Raw genomic sequence first — 15,481 nt, forward strand, 5'->3', positions numbered from 1 at the left:
TCACAGCGACGGCGCGTCGGCAGCGCAGAAGATTTTTCAGCCCAAGGACTTGGACTGCTGGATTCCTGTGACAAGCACAGGAATGAGGGAGAAGAGCAGTGCGTACGGTAGACGACAAGGCGTATTCATGCTGCTGTCGTGCACTGTGGCGTCTGAGGATGCACGGCGCCGTGTAGGCGACTTGCAGATGCTCTTCGGCGCCGCAAGGTTATCGCCGCAGTGCCGGAACCGGCGCGTCCACGCGCCGGTTCCGGAACATGCTGTCAGAGCCCGGCCATGGCCTGGGCGACCGGCGCGACGTGTGGCCATACCTCCAAGGCGCCGCGATAGATCATATCGAGAGCGACGTAGAGAATGATCGCCAGGCCGACATAGGCGATCCAATGGTAGCGGGCGAGCAGCTTGGCAATGAAGGTTGCCGCAACGCCCATCAAGGCGATGGAGAGCATGAGCCCGAAGACGAGGACGGTCGGATGCTCGCGTGCGGCGCCTGCGACCGCAAGCACGTTGTCGAGCGACATCGACACGTCTGCCACGACGATCTGGGTCGCGGCCTGCCTGAATGTCTTCTTCGGTGCGTTGGCGTCGTCCAATCCAAGCTCTTCATGGCCGCCTGAACGAATCTCCCGCCACATTTTCCAGCAGACCCAAAGCAGGAGAATGCCGCCGGCGAGGAGAAGGCCGATGATGGCCAGAAGCTGGACCGTGAAGGCCGCAAGCACGATGCGAAGCACGGTCGCCGCGATAATGCCGACGAGAATGGCCTTTTTGCGCTGCTCGATCGGCAGGCCCGCTGCCGCGAGGCCGATCACGACGGCGTTGTCCCCGGCAAGCACGAGGTCGATGACGATAACTTGCATAAGCGCCAATAGTCCGGCGGACGTGAAAATCTCCATAAGCTATAATCCTTGTATACCCTGATCCCCGAAACGCCGGGCCGGCGTCGCAAACGCATAGACCGTCAACAATCGCCGGATCAAGGGGCAGCTGGAGATCTCGTCCAAAGATATTGCGGAGATCGGCAAATTGCCCCGCCTCGGGCTTCGCTTCCCCGTGTCGAAGAACACGATAACAAGTGCCCGCCTTCGTGCTTCTGAACGACAGCTCAACGCGCCATTCAGCGCCTATTCAGCAGTTCTCTCATAAAAAGCATGCAATTCAACCGGCCATTGTCTAGGTTGGCGTCGGCTGAAGGGGGGGCCGGTAGTTTTTGCCACGGGGCGAAAGGGTGACCGGCCAAAGGGGGGCGGCGCGCGGGTAGCGCGCCGATGGCGATGAAGACAGTTGTTGCTGCCTTGCTTTGCGGCATGTTTGCCGCTGGCGTCGCGAACGCTGCAATGGTGACCAACAAGGATGGCGAATCCGCCATATTGGTGATCGTCGAGGGAGAAGGCCGGATAGAGGTGGTCGTCGATTCCGGCGCTACGGAAATGATTTGCCCGAGCGGCTGCTTCGTGACCGCGCCGAGTGGCGACCATATTGGCCTTCAAGGCGACGAGACCATCGAAATCGTCAACGGCTCCGTTGTGGTGAAGTAACTGAACAGCCGGTCGCGTGAAGGCGGCGGGACGTGGTGCCCCGCCGCTCCTTAATGCTGGACAATTGTGTCCAATGGCTCAGGCGTGGTGAGCGCTGACTGCCTTGACCAATTCGCCTGCCAATTGCTGGCTGGTGCAGTGGGAAATGTCGCCCAGCGACAGCATGCCGACCATGCGCTTGTCATCGTTGATCACCGGCAGCCGCCGGATCTTCTTCGACTCCATCAGGTGAATGGCGTCTTCGACGGATTCATTGGTGCGGCAATAGACGATCTCCCTGGTCATAACGTCGCGAGCCGTCAGCGAGGAGACGTCGCGGCCGTTCGCCAATGCACGCAGAGTGAGATCGCGATCGGTTACCATTCCGATCAAGCGATCGTTCTCGCCGACCGGCAGCGCGCCGATGTCTTCCTCCTTCATGATCCGCGCGATGGTTCGCAGATCCGCTTCCGGGCCGATCCAACGAACACCGGAATGCATCGCTTCTTCGGTTCTCATCATATCCTCCCTTGCTATACTCAGCCGCATTACACGCCTGAAACATGGCCAATCGTTGGAATCCGGTGTTTCGATGCGAATTCGGCACGAACTTTACACGTTCGTGGAAAAGATGCGGTCCACAGTCGCGAAATCGCTCACGTCAATTTTCGTCGCCGTTCGAGTTCCGCTTCGGATGGCTGATCGAATTCGAATGAACCGGTGACGACCGGTCCTCCGCGGATATATTTGTTGACCGTGACGCCGGTTCCGGAAAGCTTCGAACTTAGCAGTTTCAACGCCATCGGTGCTGCGCCTTCGCCGAACAGCCTCTTCCCCTTTCCGAGAATGACGGGAAAGTACGAGATATACATCTCGTCCACCAGGTCATGGCGGAAAAGGGTCTGGAGGAAATCGGTCGAGCCCTGCGTCAGCAGGTCCGGTCCTTGCTCAGCTTTCAGTTCTTGCAGTGTAGCAAGCACGTCGTTGCCCAATGTCTGACTGTTCTTCCAGTCGAGCTTCAGGTCCGGATTGCGCGTCGCGACGTATTTGGTGATGCGGTCGAACAATGAGCCGATCGGGTCGTCCGCGCCGGCATAGGGCCAATGCGCCGCGAAGATCTCATAGGTCTTCCGGCCAAGCAGGAGGTCAAACGGCTTGGCGAACATCTCGTCCACCGCTTGTCCCATGGCCTCGTCGAAATAGGGGAAGGCCCAGCCGCCATATTTGAAGCCGCCGACGGGATCTTCGTGCGGTCCCCCCGGCGCCTGCATGATTCCGTCCAGACTTACGAATGCGCCAACGATGATCTTTCTCATTATCGCTCTCCTTAGTCGCCTCCTGATATCGACTAAGACGGATGGCGGGGGCTGATTCCGACAGCCGCCAGCGACAATTTCGGCCTAACTTCCAAAATCGATCAGGTCAGTCCTCATGATAAAAATAGCGGCGCCATTCTCCTTCGCCACCACGGCGTCCCTCGCGATAGGTCCGGCGCCAGACGCGGCGTTCGCAATAGCCGTCCTCGCAGTAGGTGTCGACGATCCGCTCGTTGACGACTCCGTTGTTGGATGAACTGTTCGAGCTCGTGTTCGACGATTGACTACCGGCCTCGGCCTTTCCGGTTGTCATCGCTGCGGCGACAAATAGAAACGGCAGGATACGTATGGCTTCCTCCTTCACTCCCGCCAGAGTGGGCCTCCGAGCCTGAACGTCCACTGAACGATGGACTCCAGGAGTGCGGCACCTTTCTCAGTCGCGGCCTCACGGAATGGCGAAGATGCTGATCTCGGTGGCAATGCCGCGCAGCGTGACATTGTGTGACATCGGGCTCAGACCCCGATCCGAAAGCAGGTTGGAGGCTCGCGGGTCTTCGAGCACAGAGCCGGTCGCGAAGATCTCGCGCGACGTGGCCAGATGCTGGACGCGCGAGGCGATGTTGACGGTCTGGCCGAAATAGTCCTGCCGCTCGTTCAAATTGACGGCGATGCACGGTCCTTCGTGGATGCCGATTTTCAGGAGCAGATCCTCGCTGCCGCGTTCGTCATTGAGCTTGCGCATGGCGTCGCGCATCCGCATGGCCGCGGCGACCGCCCGGTCCGGTGTCGGAAAGGTCGCCATCACGGCGTCGCCGATCGTCTTGACGACGGCGCCGGCCTCGGCCGCAACGATCTCGTTCAGGACCCGGAAATGCGCCCGCACCAGATCGAATGCGGCCAGGTCGCCGACGCGCTCGTAGAGCTCGGTCGAACCGCGCAGGTCGGTAAAAAGGAAGGTCAGGCTAGTGATCTTCAGCCGTTGGTCGACGTCGAGCATGTCCGTGCGGTAAATGTCGCGGAAGGTCTGGTTGGAGAGCAGCCGCTTGGCGGTGAGGAACGGCCGCCGGCGGCCGAGCATGCCGTGCAGCGTCTCGTTGGCCATGCAGACCGAGGGGAGGGTGCGGACCTCCGCATGGTTTTCCACCTGAATGCGAAGCGGGCCGGGCTGCATCTTCAGCGTTTCGGCATGCCGGTGCGCGCGGTCGAAGACGAGGGAAAGATTGCGTCGTTCCCTGGTCGGCTCGCCGCTGACATCCAGGAACTGCGCCGCATGCGTCACCGGTTCGAAGACGATGACGAATTCCGCCGGCAGCTGCAGCGAGATGACCGCCTTTTCGCCCGGCGGCAGTTCCAGCGTCTCGATCATGAACTCGTCGAATTTCTCCTCGTAGTCGTCCTCGGGCAGATCGATGCCGGAGCCCCAATACATCTGGCGGAAATATTCGATCGGCGGCAACTGGTGCGGATTGTGTGCCTCGATGTGGCGCACCCGCGGGCTCACCGTGAAGGTCACCTCGACCATCTCGTCGAGGGTCGGCTCGTAGCCTGCAGCACAGAGCGCACAGGTATATTCGGTGCTCTGCACCGTCTTCAACGACGTATTGGCATCGAGCACGCCGCCGCAGCCGGGGCAGAGGACATTCCAGGAAAGCTCGAAAATGCCGAGCCGGGAGGCGTGCAGGAAGCCCGCGATCGTTTCTTCCTCGTCGAGCCTCTCGGCGCTAGCAAAGCCGAGCGCATTGATGCGGCAGAGCTTGCGGTCGGGCGCATCGCGAACCAGCCGCTCGAAGGCATTAGCGACCTTCGGCTTCACAGACTGGCGCAGCACTTCGAATAGCGTCTGAGCTTCACCCATGCCGGCATTCTATACGGAAACTGACGCGTGGTCAGGCGATTTGTCTTGTCTAACGAAGGCGAGCGGCCGCTTAGAGAAAGAGGGGCGCTCCTGCCTTCGCCGGCCAGGATGAGGGTAATCCATTCGCAAGCTTTACTGCGGCGCTTCACCCCGCGATTCCTCCCATTAACACCCGATAAAGTCTCTTCCCCTACGATGCTTTCGGGGACACTCTTTCACATAGGCGATCAATGTCATTCTTCGGCGTTTCCGGAATGTATTATTCCGGCGAATCCCTAGGCGAGCACCGCATTGTGCTTGCCGAGGACTCCAACCTGTTCTCATCGATGGTTTCGAAACGACTGAAGGAGTTGTTCGATATCGACGTGATCGTCTGCCGCGACTACGAGGATTTGCAGTTTGCCGTGGAGAATGCGTCCTTTCCGGCCTCGCTTGCCATTTCGAACATCAACCTGCCGGGTGCGGAGAACGGCGAGGCGCTCAACTATCTGATCGACATGAGCGTGCCGACGGTCGTCTTCACCGGTTCCTTTCAGGAGAAGACGCGTGAGGCGATTCTCGCCAAGGACATCGTCGACTATGTGATCAAGGACAGCGTCTTTGCTGTCGACATGCTGGCGGAATCGGTCTGCCGGTTCCTCACCAACCAGAAGCATCACGTGCTGATCGTCGACGACAGCCCGACCGCGCGGGCGCTGCTGACAACGCAGCTGAAGCGCTACAATTTTCGCACCAGCTCGGCCGAAAGCGGTGCGGCGGCGCTGAAGATCCTGAAGAACAATCCGGATATTGCGCTGGTCATCACCGATTACAACATGCCGGATATCGACGGCTTCGAGCTGACGCGCCGGATCCGCTCGGCCCACGGACCGCATCAGTTGCGCATCATCGGCGTCTCATCGTCGACCAACCGCTTGCTTTCCGCGCGCTTCCTCAAGGCCGGCGGCAATGATTTCGTCGTGCGTCCCTTCGTCAACGAGGAGTTCTATTGCCGCGTCAACCAGAACCTCGACACTTTGACGAAAATCAAGACTTTGAGCGAAAGGGTGAAAATTCCCGCCTGACGCTCGCGAATTTTCAAGCAAGCAGTTGAAATTCCATGCTGGTGGTTGCTGCGTTAACGAAATTGCAACCGGCAGCCCGTTCAATCGCAGCAGATGAACTGGGGATTCCCACATAGGCGCATCTCACCGAGGGGCTTCGGTGACGGTGCGAATCGGCGCAATTGCATATTGGGTCACGGGGCTCCGCCGCACGGATCGGATCGCGCAGAGGCAAAAGCCTTGGCGTTGCTGCGACCGGGGACGAGCTGCCGCAGGGGATGGGGTTGCAGGGGTCGTGAGATTGCGCCGCGCGTCGGGACGGGCGAACCATATTCAGAAGCACCGCGACAAGCGTCTGCTGCTCGTCGAGGATTCACGGATGTTCGCGGCCGCTCTCAAACACGGGCTGGAGCTTACGCACGGAATAAATGTCGCCCATTGCGCCTCGCTCGCCGCGGTGAAGGCCGAGGTTGCTGCGGCGGAGGAGTGGGTGTTTTCGCTCGCGGTCCTCGATCTCAACCTGCCCGACGCCCCGAATTGCGAGGCCTTGGACTTCATTCTGGCGAACAATGTCCCGGCAATCGTCTTCACCGCCGCCTTCAACGACAGCACCCGCGATCACATCCTCAACCGGGGCGTTGCCGATTGCATCGTCAAGAACGAGCCAGAGTCGATCGAGCGGCTGATCGCGGCGGTCGACCGGGTCCTCACCAAGGGGCGAACCAATGTGCTGCTGGTGGATTCCTGTGCGGCCTCACGGGAGCAGATGGCAGGCGTCCTGCGGCGGGGGCTATTTGCGGTGATCGAGACGTCGGAAGCGTGGGAAGCATTGCAGGTCCTGGACCAGGGCGGGGCAGTCGACGTGGTCGTCACCGATACGGGTCTTGCCGACCTTGCCGGTCTCGCCCTGCTTGAAGAAGTGCGCAAGCGCCAGGGCGAGGATGCCGTACCGATCATCGGTCTCTCGGAACAGGGCGATGCACGACTCGCTGCGCGCTTCTTCGAGGCCGGCGGCGCGGATTTCATCCGCAAGCCTTTCCTCGAGGCTGAGTTCAGCGGCCGCGTTCGGCACGCCGCCATGCTTCAGAAGCGCATTCAGGCCCTGAAACTCGCAGCGGCCAGCGACTACCTGACGGGAATCTTCAACCGCCGCCATTTCTTCATGACCGGCCCGCGCCTGGTTGATCAATATTTACGACGCGGCGAAGGGACCTCGATCGCCGTCCTCGACATCGACCATTTCAAGCGCTTGAACGACACCTACGGCCACGAGATCGGCGATCTCGTATTGAAGCATGTCGCCCGTCAATTAAAGACTCTCGTTGGAGAGGAGCATCTCCTGGCGCGGCTCGGCGGCGAGGAGTTCGGCATCCTGTTCGATGGCCTCGGCGTGCGCGACGCATTCGCCTTTTGTGAAAAACTGCGGGCGGAACTGGCGAAGACGAAGATCGTCGCCGACGATGATGAGCTGGCGATCACCGTCTCGATCGGTCTTGCGACGATCGAGGCGCCGGAAGCCTTCGAGAACTACCTGCACGCCGCCGACCAGTTTCTCTATATGGCGAAACACGCCGGACGAAACCGCGTCATTTCCGAGCTGACGCTGCTCGATGCGCTGGCGTCGTGAGGGTTGACGGGCCGGCTCGCGGTCCGCCTGCGATGCCTTGCTTCAGCCGGCCTCAGCGCGCCATCTGCAGCGTCAGCTTGCGCTCGGCGCGCTCCTGTTGCGGCGAGCGGTTGTAAAGTTCGCGATAACACTTGGAGAAGTGCGAGGCGGACACGAAACCGCAGGCGACGGCCACCTCGACCACCGGCATCGACGACTGGATCAGCAGATGCCGGGCGCGGTCAAGGCGAATCTCCAGGTAATAGCGCGCCGGCGAGCGGCCCATCTCCTGTCGGAACAGCCGCTCGATCTGGCGGCGCGACAGGTCGGCGCTTTCGGCGATTTCGAGGAGCGAGAGCGGCTCGGAGAGGTTCGCCTCCATCAGTTCGATGATCGAGAGAACCTTGGCGTTCTGTACCCCAAGGCGGGCGCGCAGTGGAAGCCGCTGGCGATCATGCGGACCGCGCACGCGATCGGTCAAAGCCTGTTCGCAGACCCGGTTGACGAGGCTCTCGCCGAAATCCTGGTCGATCAGGTTCAGCATCATGTCAAGCGAAGCGGTCCCGCCTGCGCAGGTGTAGATGTTGCTGTCGATCTCGTAGAGATCGGCATAGACCTCCGCCTGCGGGAAGCTCTCGGAAAAGCCCGGCAGGTTTTCCCAGTGGATGGCGCAGCGCTTGCCTGTGAGCAGGCCAGCGGAGGCCAGCACATGGGCGCCCGTACAGAGGCTGCCGACGGCGATACCGCGATTGTAGACCTCGCGCAGCCAGGCATTAACCGATTTGTTCTGGAACTCCTCGACATAGACGCCCGAACAGACAAGCACCATGGAGGGGCGGTTTTCGCCGGCGAGGTACTTGCGCTCGTCCGCAAGCGAGGTGTTGACCTCGAGGGCGATGCCGGCCGAGGAAAAGACCTTCTGACCGTCGGTCGAGGCGAGGCGCCATGTGTAAGCCTCGTAGCCGAGCATTCGGTTGGCGATGCGAAGCGTTTCGATCGCCGCGGAGAAGGGCAGCATTGAAAAGTTCGGCACCAGAAAGAAGACGAGCGAGCGCTTTTTGGTCAGGGGCTTGTTCATGAGGCTTCCCATGCTGGACGAGGGTGTCTATTCGTCGCTTGTAATATGTCATCCGGCTTGTCTGTTTACGACATTGGCATGGAAAGCCGCGACCGGGAAGAAATTTCGCATTGCGACATCGAGCCGCGGGCTCTTCTCAGGCGGGAGGAGTTGCTGATTGCACAAAAGCGACAGACGTCTTGGCTGAAGTGACGCATTTCGACAAGAAACGCCGCCAAGCGTCCGATGTGTACCGCTCATGACGTTGGTTGCACATTTTGTAAATTACGACTTTCTCGGGGAGGGGGAGACGATGTCGGTATCTGACAAGAGCCGAGCCGGGGCTGCCTTAGCGAGGGTCATGTGCGGGACGACGCCTCCGATCCAGCATGATCGGATTGCCTCGGAAGGTGGCGCAACGCAAGAAGGGCACTCCGGTCGGGAATGCCCTTCTTCATTTCATCAGCCCCTGCCAAGCGCGGGGCTTTCGACAGATCGTGTCGCTGTTCATTGTTCCGTCTTATGCACCGCGTCGTCGACGGAAGGGAAGCCGATATCCTTCAGCGTGTCGTAGGAGAGGTTCTCCAAGATGCGCTCGTTACGGTGCCGCTTCCAGGCGGCCCAGGCGCGGGCGCGCAGGCTGAAAAGACCGGGCAAAGCCGCAAGGCTCTGGCTCGACGATGAGGAATGTTGGTTCATAGACATTGCTGGTTCCTTCTGAGCTTCTCAAAAGGTCGCGACCATGTCTTGGTTATGGCGCAACCTGATTGATCAATCAAACGAATATGTTTGATGTTTTCCATCAAACATGGTGATCTCTTACTGCTGCACGTAACAGCTTGTATCAGGGCTCCTGATCACCTTCTGTTCCGCTTGTAACAGGTCATTTCTGACCCTTGCCGGCAGTTTCGCCAATTGGCGCCGGGTTTCCACTCGGTTTCTGGCGAGCTTGGTCGCGCGCCTTCTCTCCGCGATCCGCTCGATGAAGACCTGGGCCCGCGACAGCATTGCGAGAACGAGATCGCCGTCGTCGCCTGCATGCCGGACGACGCGATTGTGTTGCGGCGCAGATCCGCCGATCGGGTCCTTCCCGAATGAAGGAGTGCCACTGATCCGTCGTGCGGTTGCGGCGGCGTTGTCGATCGCCAAAGATAGGGCGGTCATAACCTTGCTCCTTTGTGTTTTGCGGGTGCTTCCCGCTTCCTTGCGAGCTTGACTATCGCTCCGATGTAATATTCAATCAAACGAAATGGAGTTAAGCTATCTTTCAGTTTTTCTGAATGAGGAGGCCGCCATGAACATGATCCTGCGCCACGCGCTTCCGCTTCTCGAAATGGATGTGTTGAAGACCTTCGTCGCCATTGCCGAAACCGGCAACTTCACGACTGCGGCCGAAGCCGTGTACCGCACACCCTCCGCGGTCTCGATGCAGATCAAGAAGCTCGAAGAGACGCTGGGCTGCACGCTTTTCCTGCGCGACGCGCGGTCTGTCTCATTGACGCCGAAGGGCGAGTTGCTGCTCGGCTTCGCCCGCCGGCTCCTGTCGCTCAACAACGAGACCGTGTCTCGCTTCCTGCTGCCCGACATGAACGGCGTCGTCCGCGTCGGCGCGCCGGAAGATGTGGGCGAGCGCATCCTTCCGGATGTGCTGAAGCGTTTTGCCGAGACCTACCCGAATGTCACGGTCGACGTGTCGATCGGGATGAGCAACGCCATGCGCAAGCGGGTGGACGAGCACCGGCTCGACATTGCCATTTATAACAGCCTTTCCGACGAGGCGTCCAAGGACGGCGAAATCCTGATGCAGGAAAAGCTGGTTTGGGCCGGGGCCAAGTGCGGCAACGCGCATCTGCGCGATCCCCTGCCGGTGTCGATGTGGGAGGACGGCTGCGTATGGCGCGCCGATGCGGTCGAGAAGCTGTCGCGGGCCGGGCGCAAATTCCGCGTGGCGTTCCTGAGCGCCTATACGACGGGACAACGTGCTGCGGTGCGCGCCGGCCTCGCGATCGCGCCGCTGCCGCGCTATCTAGTCCAAGGGGAGATGGTGCAGCTCGGCGAGCGAGACGGGCTGCCCGATCTCGGCCATTACGATATCGGGCTGAAGGTGGTTGAGGATGCACCGGCACCGGTACTGGCGGTTGCCGAACACGTCCGTGAGGCTTTCGCCGAACTCCAACTGCATACGGGCAGGATGGCCGAGGCCGTTTAGCCGAGGCTCTTGCGGCCTGCGACGAGGCCTCGTCCTGGCTTGACGGACATAAGTAGCAGCTTATAATAAGCCATGACTTATGAAGCTAGAGTCTTTGCTGCGCTGGCCGATCCGACACGAAGGGCGATTTTCGAGCGCCTTGCAGCGCGTGGGCAGTCCGTTTCCGAACTGTCGCGCACCATGCCCGTATCGCAACCGGCGATCTCGCAGCACCTGAAGGTCTTGAAGGAAGCACGGCTCATTCGTGAGGAACCCGCGGGGGCGCGGCGGATCTACTCCATCGATCCCGTTGGGTTGGGACCCTTGCGGCAGTGGCTGGACCGCTTCTGGACTGACCAACTCGCCGCCTTCAAATCCAATGTCGAAGCGGCGGCCGATCAGGATAAAGACTGAACGACTATCTAAAAGAGGCACACAACCGGGAGAAACCTCATGCACAGGATCGAACCGGTCCCGGTCCGCAAATCGGTTGCCGTCCGCACGTCTCCGCAGAAGGCCTTCGAGTTCTTCGTGAACGGCATGGGTGGCTGGTGGATCAAAGAGCACAGCCTGACGGAGTCCGGACAGAAGACGGTGATCGTCGAGGCCAGAGCGGGCGGCAGATGGTACGAAGTCGGGAATGCCGGCGAGGAGCGCGAATGGGGCCGCGTCATCACCTGCGATCCGCCGCACCGCATTCTTCTCGCTTGGCAGCTCAACGCCGATTTCGACTTCGAGCCGAAATTCCAGACGGAAGTCGAAGTCTGGTTCGAGGCGAAGGGCGAAGGCGAGACGATCGTCACGCTGGAGCACCGCGATCTTGGCAATTATGGCGTTAAGGCCGAGGATCTGCGCGGTGTGCTCGACTCTGAAAAAGGATGGGGTGGGTTGCTGGCGTCGTTTGCCGCGAAGGTGGCATAAGCGGCTCTGCAGCTACTCCCGGCTCCTGCGCCTTCTGCGCCCACCGCCTTCGCCGTCATCGGCCAGCGCCTTGCGCTCCGGTAGCGCCACGACCTCGGAGAGCTTCGGAAAGGCGTCGACCTTGTTCGGCATCGCCATGGCGTTGACGAAGTGCTCCTGAAATTTCGATTCAAGAGCCGTTTCTATCTTCTCGATCTTTCTCACGGTTTCCTCGATCTCGCGACGGTGACCGCGGTTGAGGAGGGCCATAAGGGCGCCGGTGCCGGCGGCATTTCCGACTGCCTTCACCTCGGCGAGGTCGCAATCCGGGATCAGGCCGAGCACCATGGCGTATTTCGGATCGATGAAGGAGCCGAAGGCGCCGGCAAAGCGGATCGTGTCGACATGCTCGACGCCCTGCTTTTCCATCAAGAGCTTGATGCCGGCATAGAGCGCAGCCTTGGCGAGTTGGATCGCTCGGATGTCGTTCTGCGTCACGGTGATGCGCGGTTCGCCGTCATGCAGCAGGTAGGAGAAGGTGCGGCCGTTCGGAACGATACGCGAGCTTTTAGCAGCCATCGCACCGTCGACGACGCCGTCCTGCGAGATGATGCCGGTGAGATACATTTCAGCGACCACCTCGATGATCGCCGAGCCGCAGATCCCGGTAACGCCCACCGCTGCGGCGGCCTCGCCGAAGCCCTCCTCGTCCGACCACTTGTCAACACCGATGACGCGGAAGCGTGGCTCGAGTGTCTCCGGGTCGATGCGGACGCGCTCGATCGCGCCGGGTGCGGCGCGTTGGCCGGAGGAAATTTCAGCTCCCTCGAACGCCGGGCCCGTCGGCGAGGAGGCGGCGACGACGCGGGCGCGGTTGCCGAGGACGATTTCGGCATTGGTACCGACATCGACGAGCAGCATCATTTTGTCCTGGCGATGCGGACCCTCCGAAAGCGTCGCGCCGGCCGCATCCGCCCCGACATGTCCGGCGATGCAGGGGAGCATATAGAGCCTCGCGCCGCGATTGACCTCGATGTCGATCTCATGCGCCCAATATTGCAGCGCGCCAGAAACCGCGAGTGCGAAGGGCGCTTGGCCGAGTTCCGTCGGGTCAATGCCGAGGAAAAGGTGATGCATGATCGGGTTGCCGACGACCACCATGTCGAGGATGTCGTGCCGATCGACGCCGCCTTCGCTGCAGACCTTGCCGATCAGCCCGTTCACCGCTTCCCGCACGGCCTTGGTCATCGCCTCGCGGCCATCCGGGTTCATCATCACATAGGAGACGCGGCTCATCAGATCCTCGCCGAAGCGGATCTGCGGGTTCGATGCGCCCGAAGAGGCAACGATTCGGCCGGAGAGCAGCGACACCAGGTGCATGGCGATCGTCGTCGAGCCGATGTCGCAGGCTATTCCATAGGCCTCGTTCTTCAATCCCGGCCAAAGGCCGACGATGAAGGGGCGGGAGGAATCCATGTCCCGATGGATCGCGGCGGTCACCGCCCAGTTGCCCTTGCGCAGGATGCCCTGAACCTGCGGGATCAGGTGCGGCGCGATCAGCAGATCCTTCCAGCCCCAGTCTTTCTCCAGAACCGCCTTCATCCGGTCGAGATCGCCGAGCGGCTTGTGCATGTCCGGCTCGTCCACTTCGACATAGCAGAGCTGGACGGCGGCATTACGCTCGATCAACCGGTCGGTTGCGGCCTTGCGCACCACCTGGGCATTGATGACGGTATCCTGCGGCACGTCGATGACGAGATCGCCGAGGATCTGCGCCGAGCAGGAGAGGCGACGACCATCGGGCAGTTCGCGCACCGTGGCGTAGCGCTGCTCCTTGGGGCCGATCGGGGAGAGGTGTTCGTTCGAGGAAACGATCTTGTGCTTGGCGAAATTGCCTTCCTGCACGGACACCTGACAGCGTCCGCAGGTGGCGCGGCCGCCGCAGACGCTTTCGACATAAACGCCAAGCTTGCGCGCAGCATCGAGCACTGGGGTGCCGACCGGGAAGCGGCCGCGCTTGCCCGAAGGCATGAAAAGCACCAGAGGATCCTTCTGCGCGGCTTCGGTCATATTGGTCTCGATTTCGGAAGTGCTTTCGATGCGCATGCTGGTCGGTCTCTCGTCAGGTCCGCTTCAACCGGGGAGCGAAGCGCGGGTAGACCGCTTCAGACTGCACCGGAATGACGCCTGATAGTTGTCAGATCCCGACATGAAAAGATCTGTCAGCACATTTCAGGAGGGTTGCCGTGCGCTGGCGAACGGGACGGTTACGGTTTCCTGCGCGATAGCCGCCGGGCATTGCTGCGCACCCGCTTGCCATAGGGCTTGAGGGCGGCCGCGGCAATAGCCGTCCCATGGTGGGAACCGCTGCCGGTCATCAGCCGCATCGTGCTGTCGAGAGCGGCCTTCCAGAGGGCCAGGTTCACGGCCATCCCGCTCTCGGCCGCCGCTGCGACCTTTTCGGAAACCATGCGTTGGAGCTCGGCTACGTCGTGCGTCTTTCCGGTCATTGCCGCAAGCTGCATCTGCTGCAGCCGAAGCGCGATGACGAATGGAGCATCGAACCAAAGCGTGGCAGTGTCCAGGCGGAGGCGGCGCGGTGTCATTGGTTATCTCCACTCTTCGGCCGGATGCGAGTTCCGGATTTCGCTATGGTGCCACAGTTAGCTTCACGACTGCGAATGCATAGGCGACTGCCGTGGCCAACACCATCGAACCACCTCAAAAGCACAGGTTTATGACCCGTTCTGAAGATCGCAGATTGATTCTATTCGTAAAAGCCAAGCCAAATACAACGGCAAGCACCGCGAAGTTTAGAAACACAAGCGGCAGACCATAGTTCCAGAGTGCACCGTAGAACCTTCGAAACTCGTCCGCATCCCCAAACAGCATGTATCTGGCGAAGAGAATCAAGGGGATGAAAACCGCAAGGAACCGAAGATCGTTCCTCAAGGCAATTCCCCTTGATAGGCAGTGCAGCGTCGAAGCAGGATATTACTCTCGCACCGCTGCGGCGCCAGCCCGCGCCGCACGTCCGCCACGACGTCCACCGCCGGCAGCCGGTGCCGCGGCGGCCGCCACATGTCCGCCTTCGGCCGGCTTGTGGTCGCGATAGGTCATGATCCAGTTGGTGCAGTTCGCGTCGGTACCGTTCAAGACGTTCGCGGCGCGCACCGCTTCCATTTCCTGCGGGCGGCAGGGGTTCATGATTGCCGACGTCATGCCGGCACCGATTACCATCGGAATGAAGCCGGCATTGATGCCGTGGCGATGCGGCAGGCCGAAGGAGATGTTGGAAAGGCCGCAGGTGGTGTTGACCTTGAGCTCTTCACGCAGGCGGCGGAGCAGCGCGAAGACCTGCCGGCCAGCATCGCCCAGGGCGCCGATCGGCATGACGAGCGGATCGACGACGATGTCGTGCGGCTTGATGCCGTGATCCATGGCGCGCTCGACGATCTTCTTGGCGACAGCAAAGCGGACGTCGGGATCCATGGAAATGCCGGTCTCGTCATTTGAGATCGCGACAACCGGAACGTCGTACTTCTTAACGAGCGGAAGGATCGCTTCCAGCTTTTCCTCTTCGCCGGTGACCGAGTTGACGAGCGGGCGGCCCTTGGCAACGCGCAGGCCGGCTTCGATCGCCGCCGTTACCGAGCTGTCGATCGACAGCGGCACATCGACGAGGCCCTGGACGATTTCCAGCGTCTTGACGAGCAGCGGCGGTTCGGTCTCGTTCGGGTTGACAGCTGTCACGCCCGCATTGACGTCGAGCATGGTCGCACCCGCGGCAACCTGCTCCAGCGCGTCCTTGATGACCGTCTCGAAGTTGCCCTCGATCATTTCGGCGGCGAGCTTCTTGCGGCCGGTCGGATTGATGCGCTCGCCGATGACGCAGAAGGGCTGGTCGAAGCCGATGACGATCTCGCGGGTGGCGGAAGCGACGATGGTGCGGGTCATATAAGATCCTCTGATCCTGGAGCCTGGGGCTATGTAATAGAC

17 protein-coding genes are annotated in these 15,481 nt (G+C 60.9%); 6 read left to right on the top strand and 11 right to left on the bottom strand.

What is annotated here, in order from left to right; translation table 11 throughout:
• Window positions 1–263: 263 nt before the first annotated feature.
• Complete coding sequence (locus CO664_RS06300; protein ID WP_097524971.1) at window positions 264–896, bottom strand: TerC family protein; 633 nt, start codon at window positions 894–896, stop codon at window positions 264–266.
• Between the two features lie 378 nt (window positions 897–1,274).
• On the opposite strand from CO664_RS06300, the gene CO664_RS06305 reads away from it, so the two are divergent.
• Window positions 1,275–1,538, top strand: a complete 264-nt coding sequence (locus tag CO664_RS06305) for a hypothetical protein (protein WP_097525074.1) — start codon at window positions 1,275–1,277, stop codon at window positions 1,536–1,538.
• A gap of 78 nt (window positions 1,539–1,616) precedes the next feature.
• On the opposite strand, the gene CO664_RS06310 is transcribed toward CO664_RS06305, so the two are convergent.
• From CO664_RS06310 to CO664_RS06325, 4 genes are all read right to left on the bottom strand, one after another.
• The gene (locus CO664_RS06310) at window positions 1,617–2,036 is read right to left on the bottom strand and encodes a CBS domain-containing protein (RefSeq protein WP_037386466.1); all 420 of its coding nucleotides are present in this window, start codon (window positions 2,034–2,036) and stop codon (window positions 1,617–1,619) included.
• 137 nt (window positions 2,037–2,173) lie between these two features.
• Entirely contained in the window at window positions 2,174–2,833 is a 660-nt protein-coding gene (locus CO664_RS06315) for a dihydrofolate reductase family protein (protein ID WP_097538192.1), read from the bottom strand.
• 106 nt (window positions 2,834–2,939) lie between these two features.
• Window positions 2,940–3,233, bottom strand: a complete 294-nt coding sequence (locus tag CO664_RS06320) for a hypothetical protein (RefSeq protein WP_234819689.1) — start codon at window positions 3,231–3,233, stop codon at window positions 2,940–2,942.
• A 45-nt stretch (window positions 3,234–3,278) separates the two neighbouring features.
• Complete coding sequence (locus CO664_RS06325; protein WP_097538193.1) at window positions 3,279–4,688, bottom strand: adenylate/guanylate cyclase domain-containing protein; 1,410 nt, start codon at window positions 4,686–4,688, stop codon at window positions 3,279–3,281.
• A gap of 230 nt (window positions 4,689–4,918) precedes the next feature.
• Here CO664_RS06325 and CO664_RS06330 point away from each other — a divergent pair, with 230 nt between their 5' ends.
• Both CO664_RS06330 and CO664_RS06335 read left to right on the top strand, forming a co-directional pair.
• Window positions 4,919–5,752: a response regulator gene (locus tag CO664_RS06330; protein WP_097538194.1), complete on the top strand. Its 834-nt coding sequence runs from the start codon at window positions 4,919–4,921 to the stop codon at window positions 5,750–5,752.
• A gap of 274 nt (window positions 5,753–6,026) precedes the next feature.
• On the top strand, window positions 6,027–7,358 hold the full coding sequence (locus CO664_RS06335; RefSeq protein WP_097538195.1) for a diguanylate cyclase: 1,332 nt from the start codon (window positions 6,027–6,029) through the stop codon (window positions 7,356–7,358).
• 52 nt (window positions 7,359–7,410) lie between these two features.
• Here the strand turns inward: CO664_RS06335 and CO664_RS06340 are convergent, their stop codons facing one another.
• The 3 genes from CO664_RS06340 to CO664_RS06350 all read right to left on the bottom strand — a co-directional run bounded on the left by CO664_RS06340 (window position 7,411) and on the right by CO664_RS06350 (window position 9,558).
• Window positions 7,411–8,415: a GlxA family transcriptional regulator gene (locus CO664_RS06340; RefSeq protein ID WP_097538196.1), complete on the bottom strand. Its 1,005-nt coding sequence runs from the start codon at window positions 8,413–8,415 to the stop codon at window positions 7,411–7,413.
• A gap of 486 nt (window positions 8,416–8,901) precedes the next feature.
• On the bottom strand, window positions 8,902–9,099 hold the full coding sequence (locus tag CO664_RS06345; protein ID WP_037423570.1) for a hypothetical protein: 198 nt from the start codon (window positions 9,097–9,099) through the stop codon (window positions 8,902–8,904).
• Between the two features lie 114 nt (window positions 9,100–9,213).
• Window positions 9,214–9,558, bottom strand: coding sequence for a hypothetical protein (locus CO664_RS06350; protein ID WP_037423652.1), 345 nt, complete (start codon window positions 9,556–9,558; stop codon window positions 9,214–9,216).
• A gap of 130 nt (window positions 9,559–9,688) precedes the next feature.
• On the opposite strand from CO664_RS06350, the gene CO664_RS06355 reads away from it, so the two are divergent.
• From CO664_RS06355 to CO664_RS06365, 3 genes are all read left to right on the top strand, one after another.
• Entirely contained in the window at window positions 9,689–10,603 is a 915-nt protein-coding gene (locus tag CO664_RS06355) for a LysR substrate-binding domain-containing protein (protein WP_037423573.1), read from the top strand.
• A 72-nt stretch (window positions 10,604–10,675) separates the two neighbouring features.
• Window positions 10,676–10,996 (top strand): metalloregulator ArsR/SmtB family transcription factor, encoded by a 321-nt coding sequence (locus CO664_RS06360; RefSeq protein ID WP_037423576.1) that lies wholly within the window; start codon window positions 10,676–10,678, stop codon window positions 10,994–10,996.
• Between the two features lie 39 nt (window positions 10,997–11,035).
• A complete protein-coding gene (locus tag CO664_RS06365; RefSeq protein ID WP_097538197.1) occupies window positions 11,036–11,503 on the top strand; it encodes an SRPBCC family protein in 468 nt (155 codons plus the stop codon).
• Window positions 11,504–11,515: 12 nt separating this feature from the next.
• Here CO664_RS06365 and CO664_RS06370 read toward each other — a convergent pair whose 3' ends face one another.
• The 3 genes from CO664_RS06370 to CO664_RS06385 form a co-directional block, all read right to left on the bottom strand.
• Complete coding sequence (locus CO664_RS06370; protein ID WP_050988336.1) at window positions 11,516–13,588, bottom strand: ASKHA domain-containing protein; 2,073 nt, start codon at window positions 13,586–13,588, stop codon at window positions 11,516–11,518.
• A gap of 161 nt (window positions 13,589–13,749) precedes the next feature.
• Window positions 13,750–14,088 carry a hypothetical protein gene (locus CO664_RS06375; protein WP_037423582.1) on the bottom strand — a complete coding sequence of 113 codons (339 nt, stop codon included), beginning with the start codon at window positions 14,086–14,088 and terminating at the stop codon, window positions 13,750–13,752.
• 388 nt (window positions 14,089–14,476) lie between these two features.
• Entirely contained in the window at window positions 14,477–15,439 is a 963-nt protein-coding gene (locus CO664_RS06385) for a methyltetrahydrofolate cobalamin methyltransferase (RefSeq protein WP_037423585.1), read from the bottom strand.
• Window positions 15,440–15,481 lie beyond the last annotated feature (42 nt).

Origin of the sequence: Sinorhizobium sp. NG07B (assembly GCF_002532005.1) — a bacterium.
Lineage (GTDB): Bacteria > Pseudomonadota > Alphaproteobacteria > Rhizobiales > Rhizobiaceae > Sinorhizobium > Sinorhizobium fredii_C.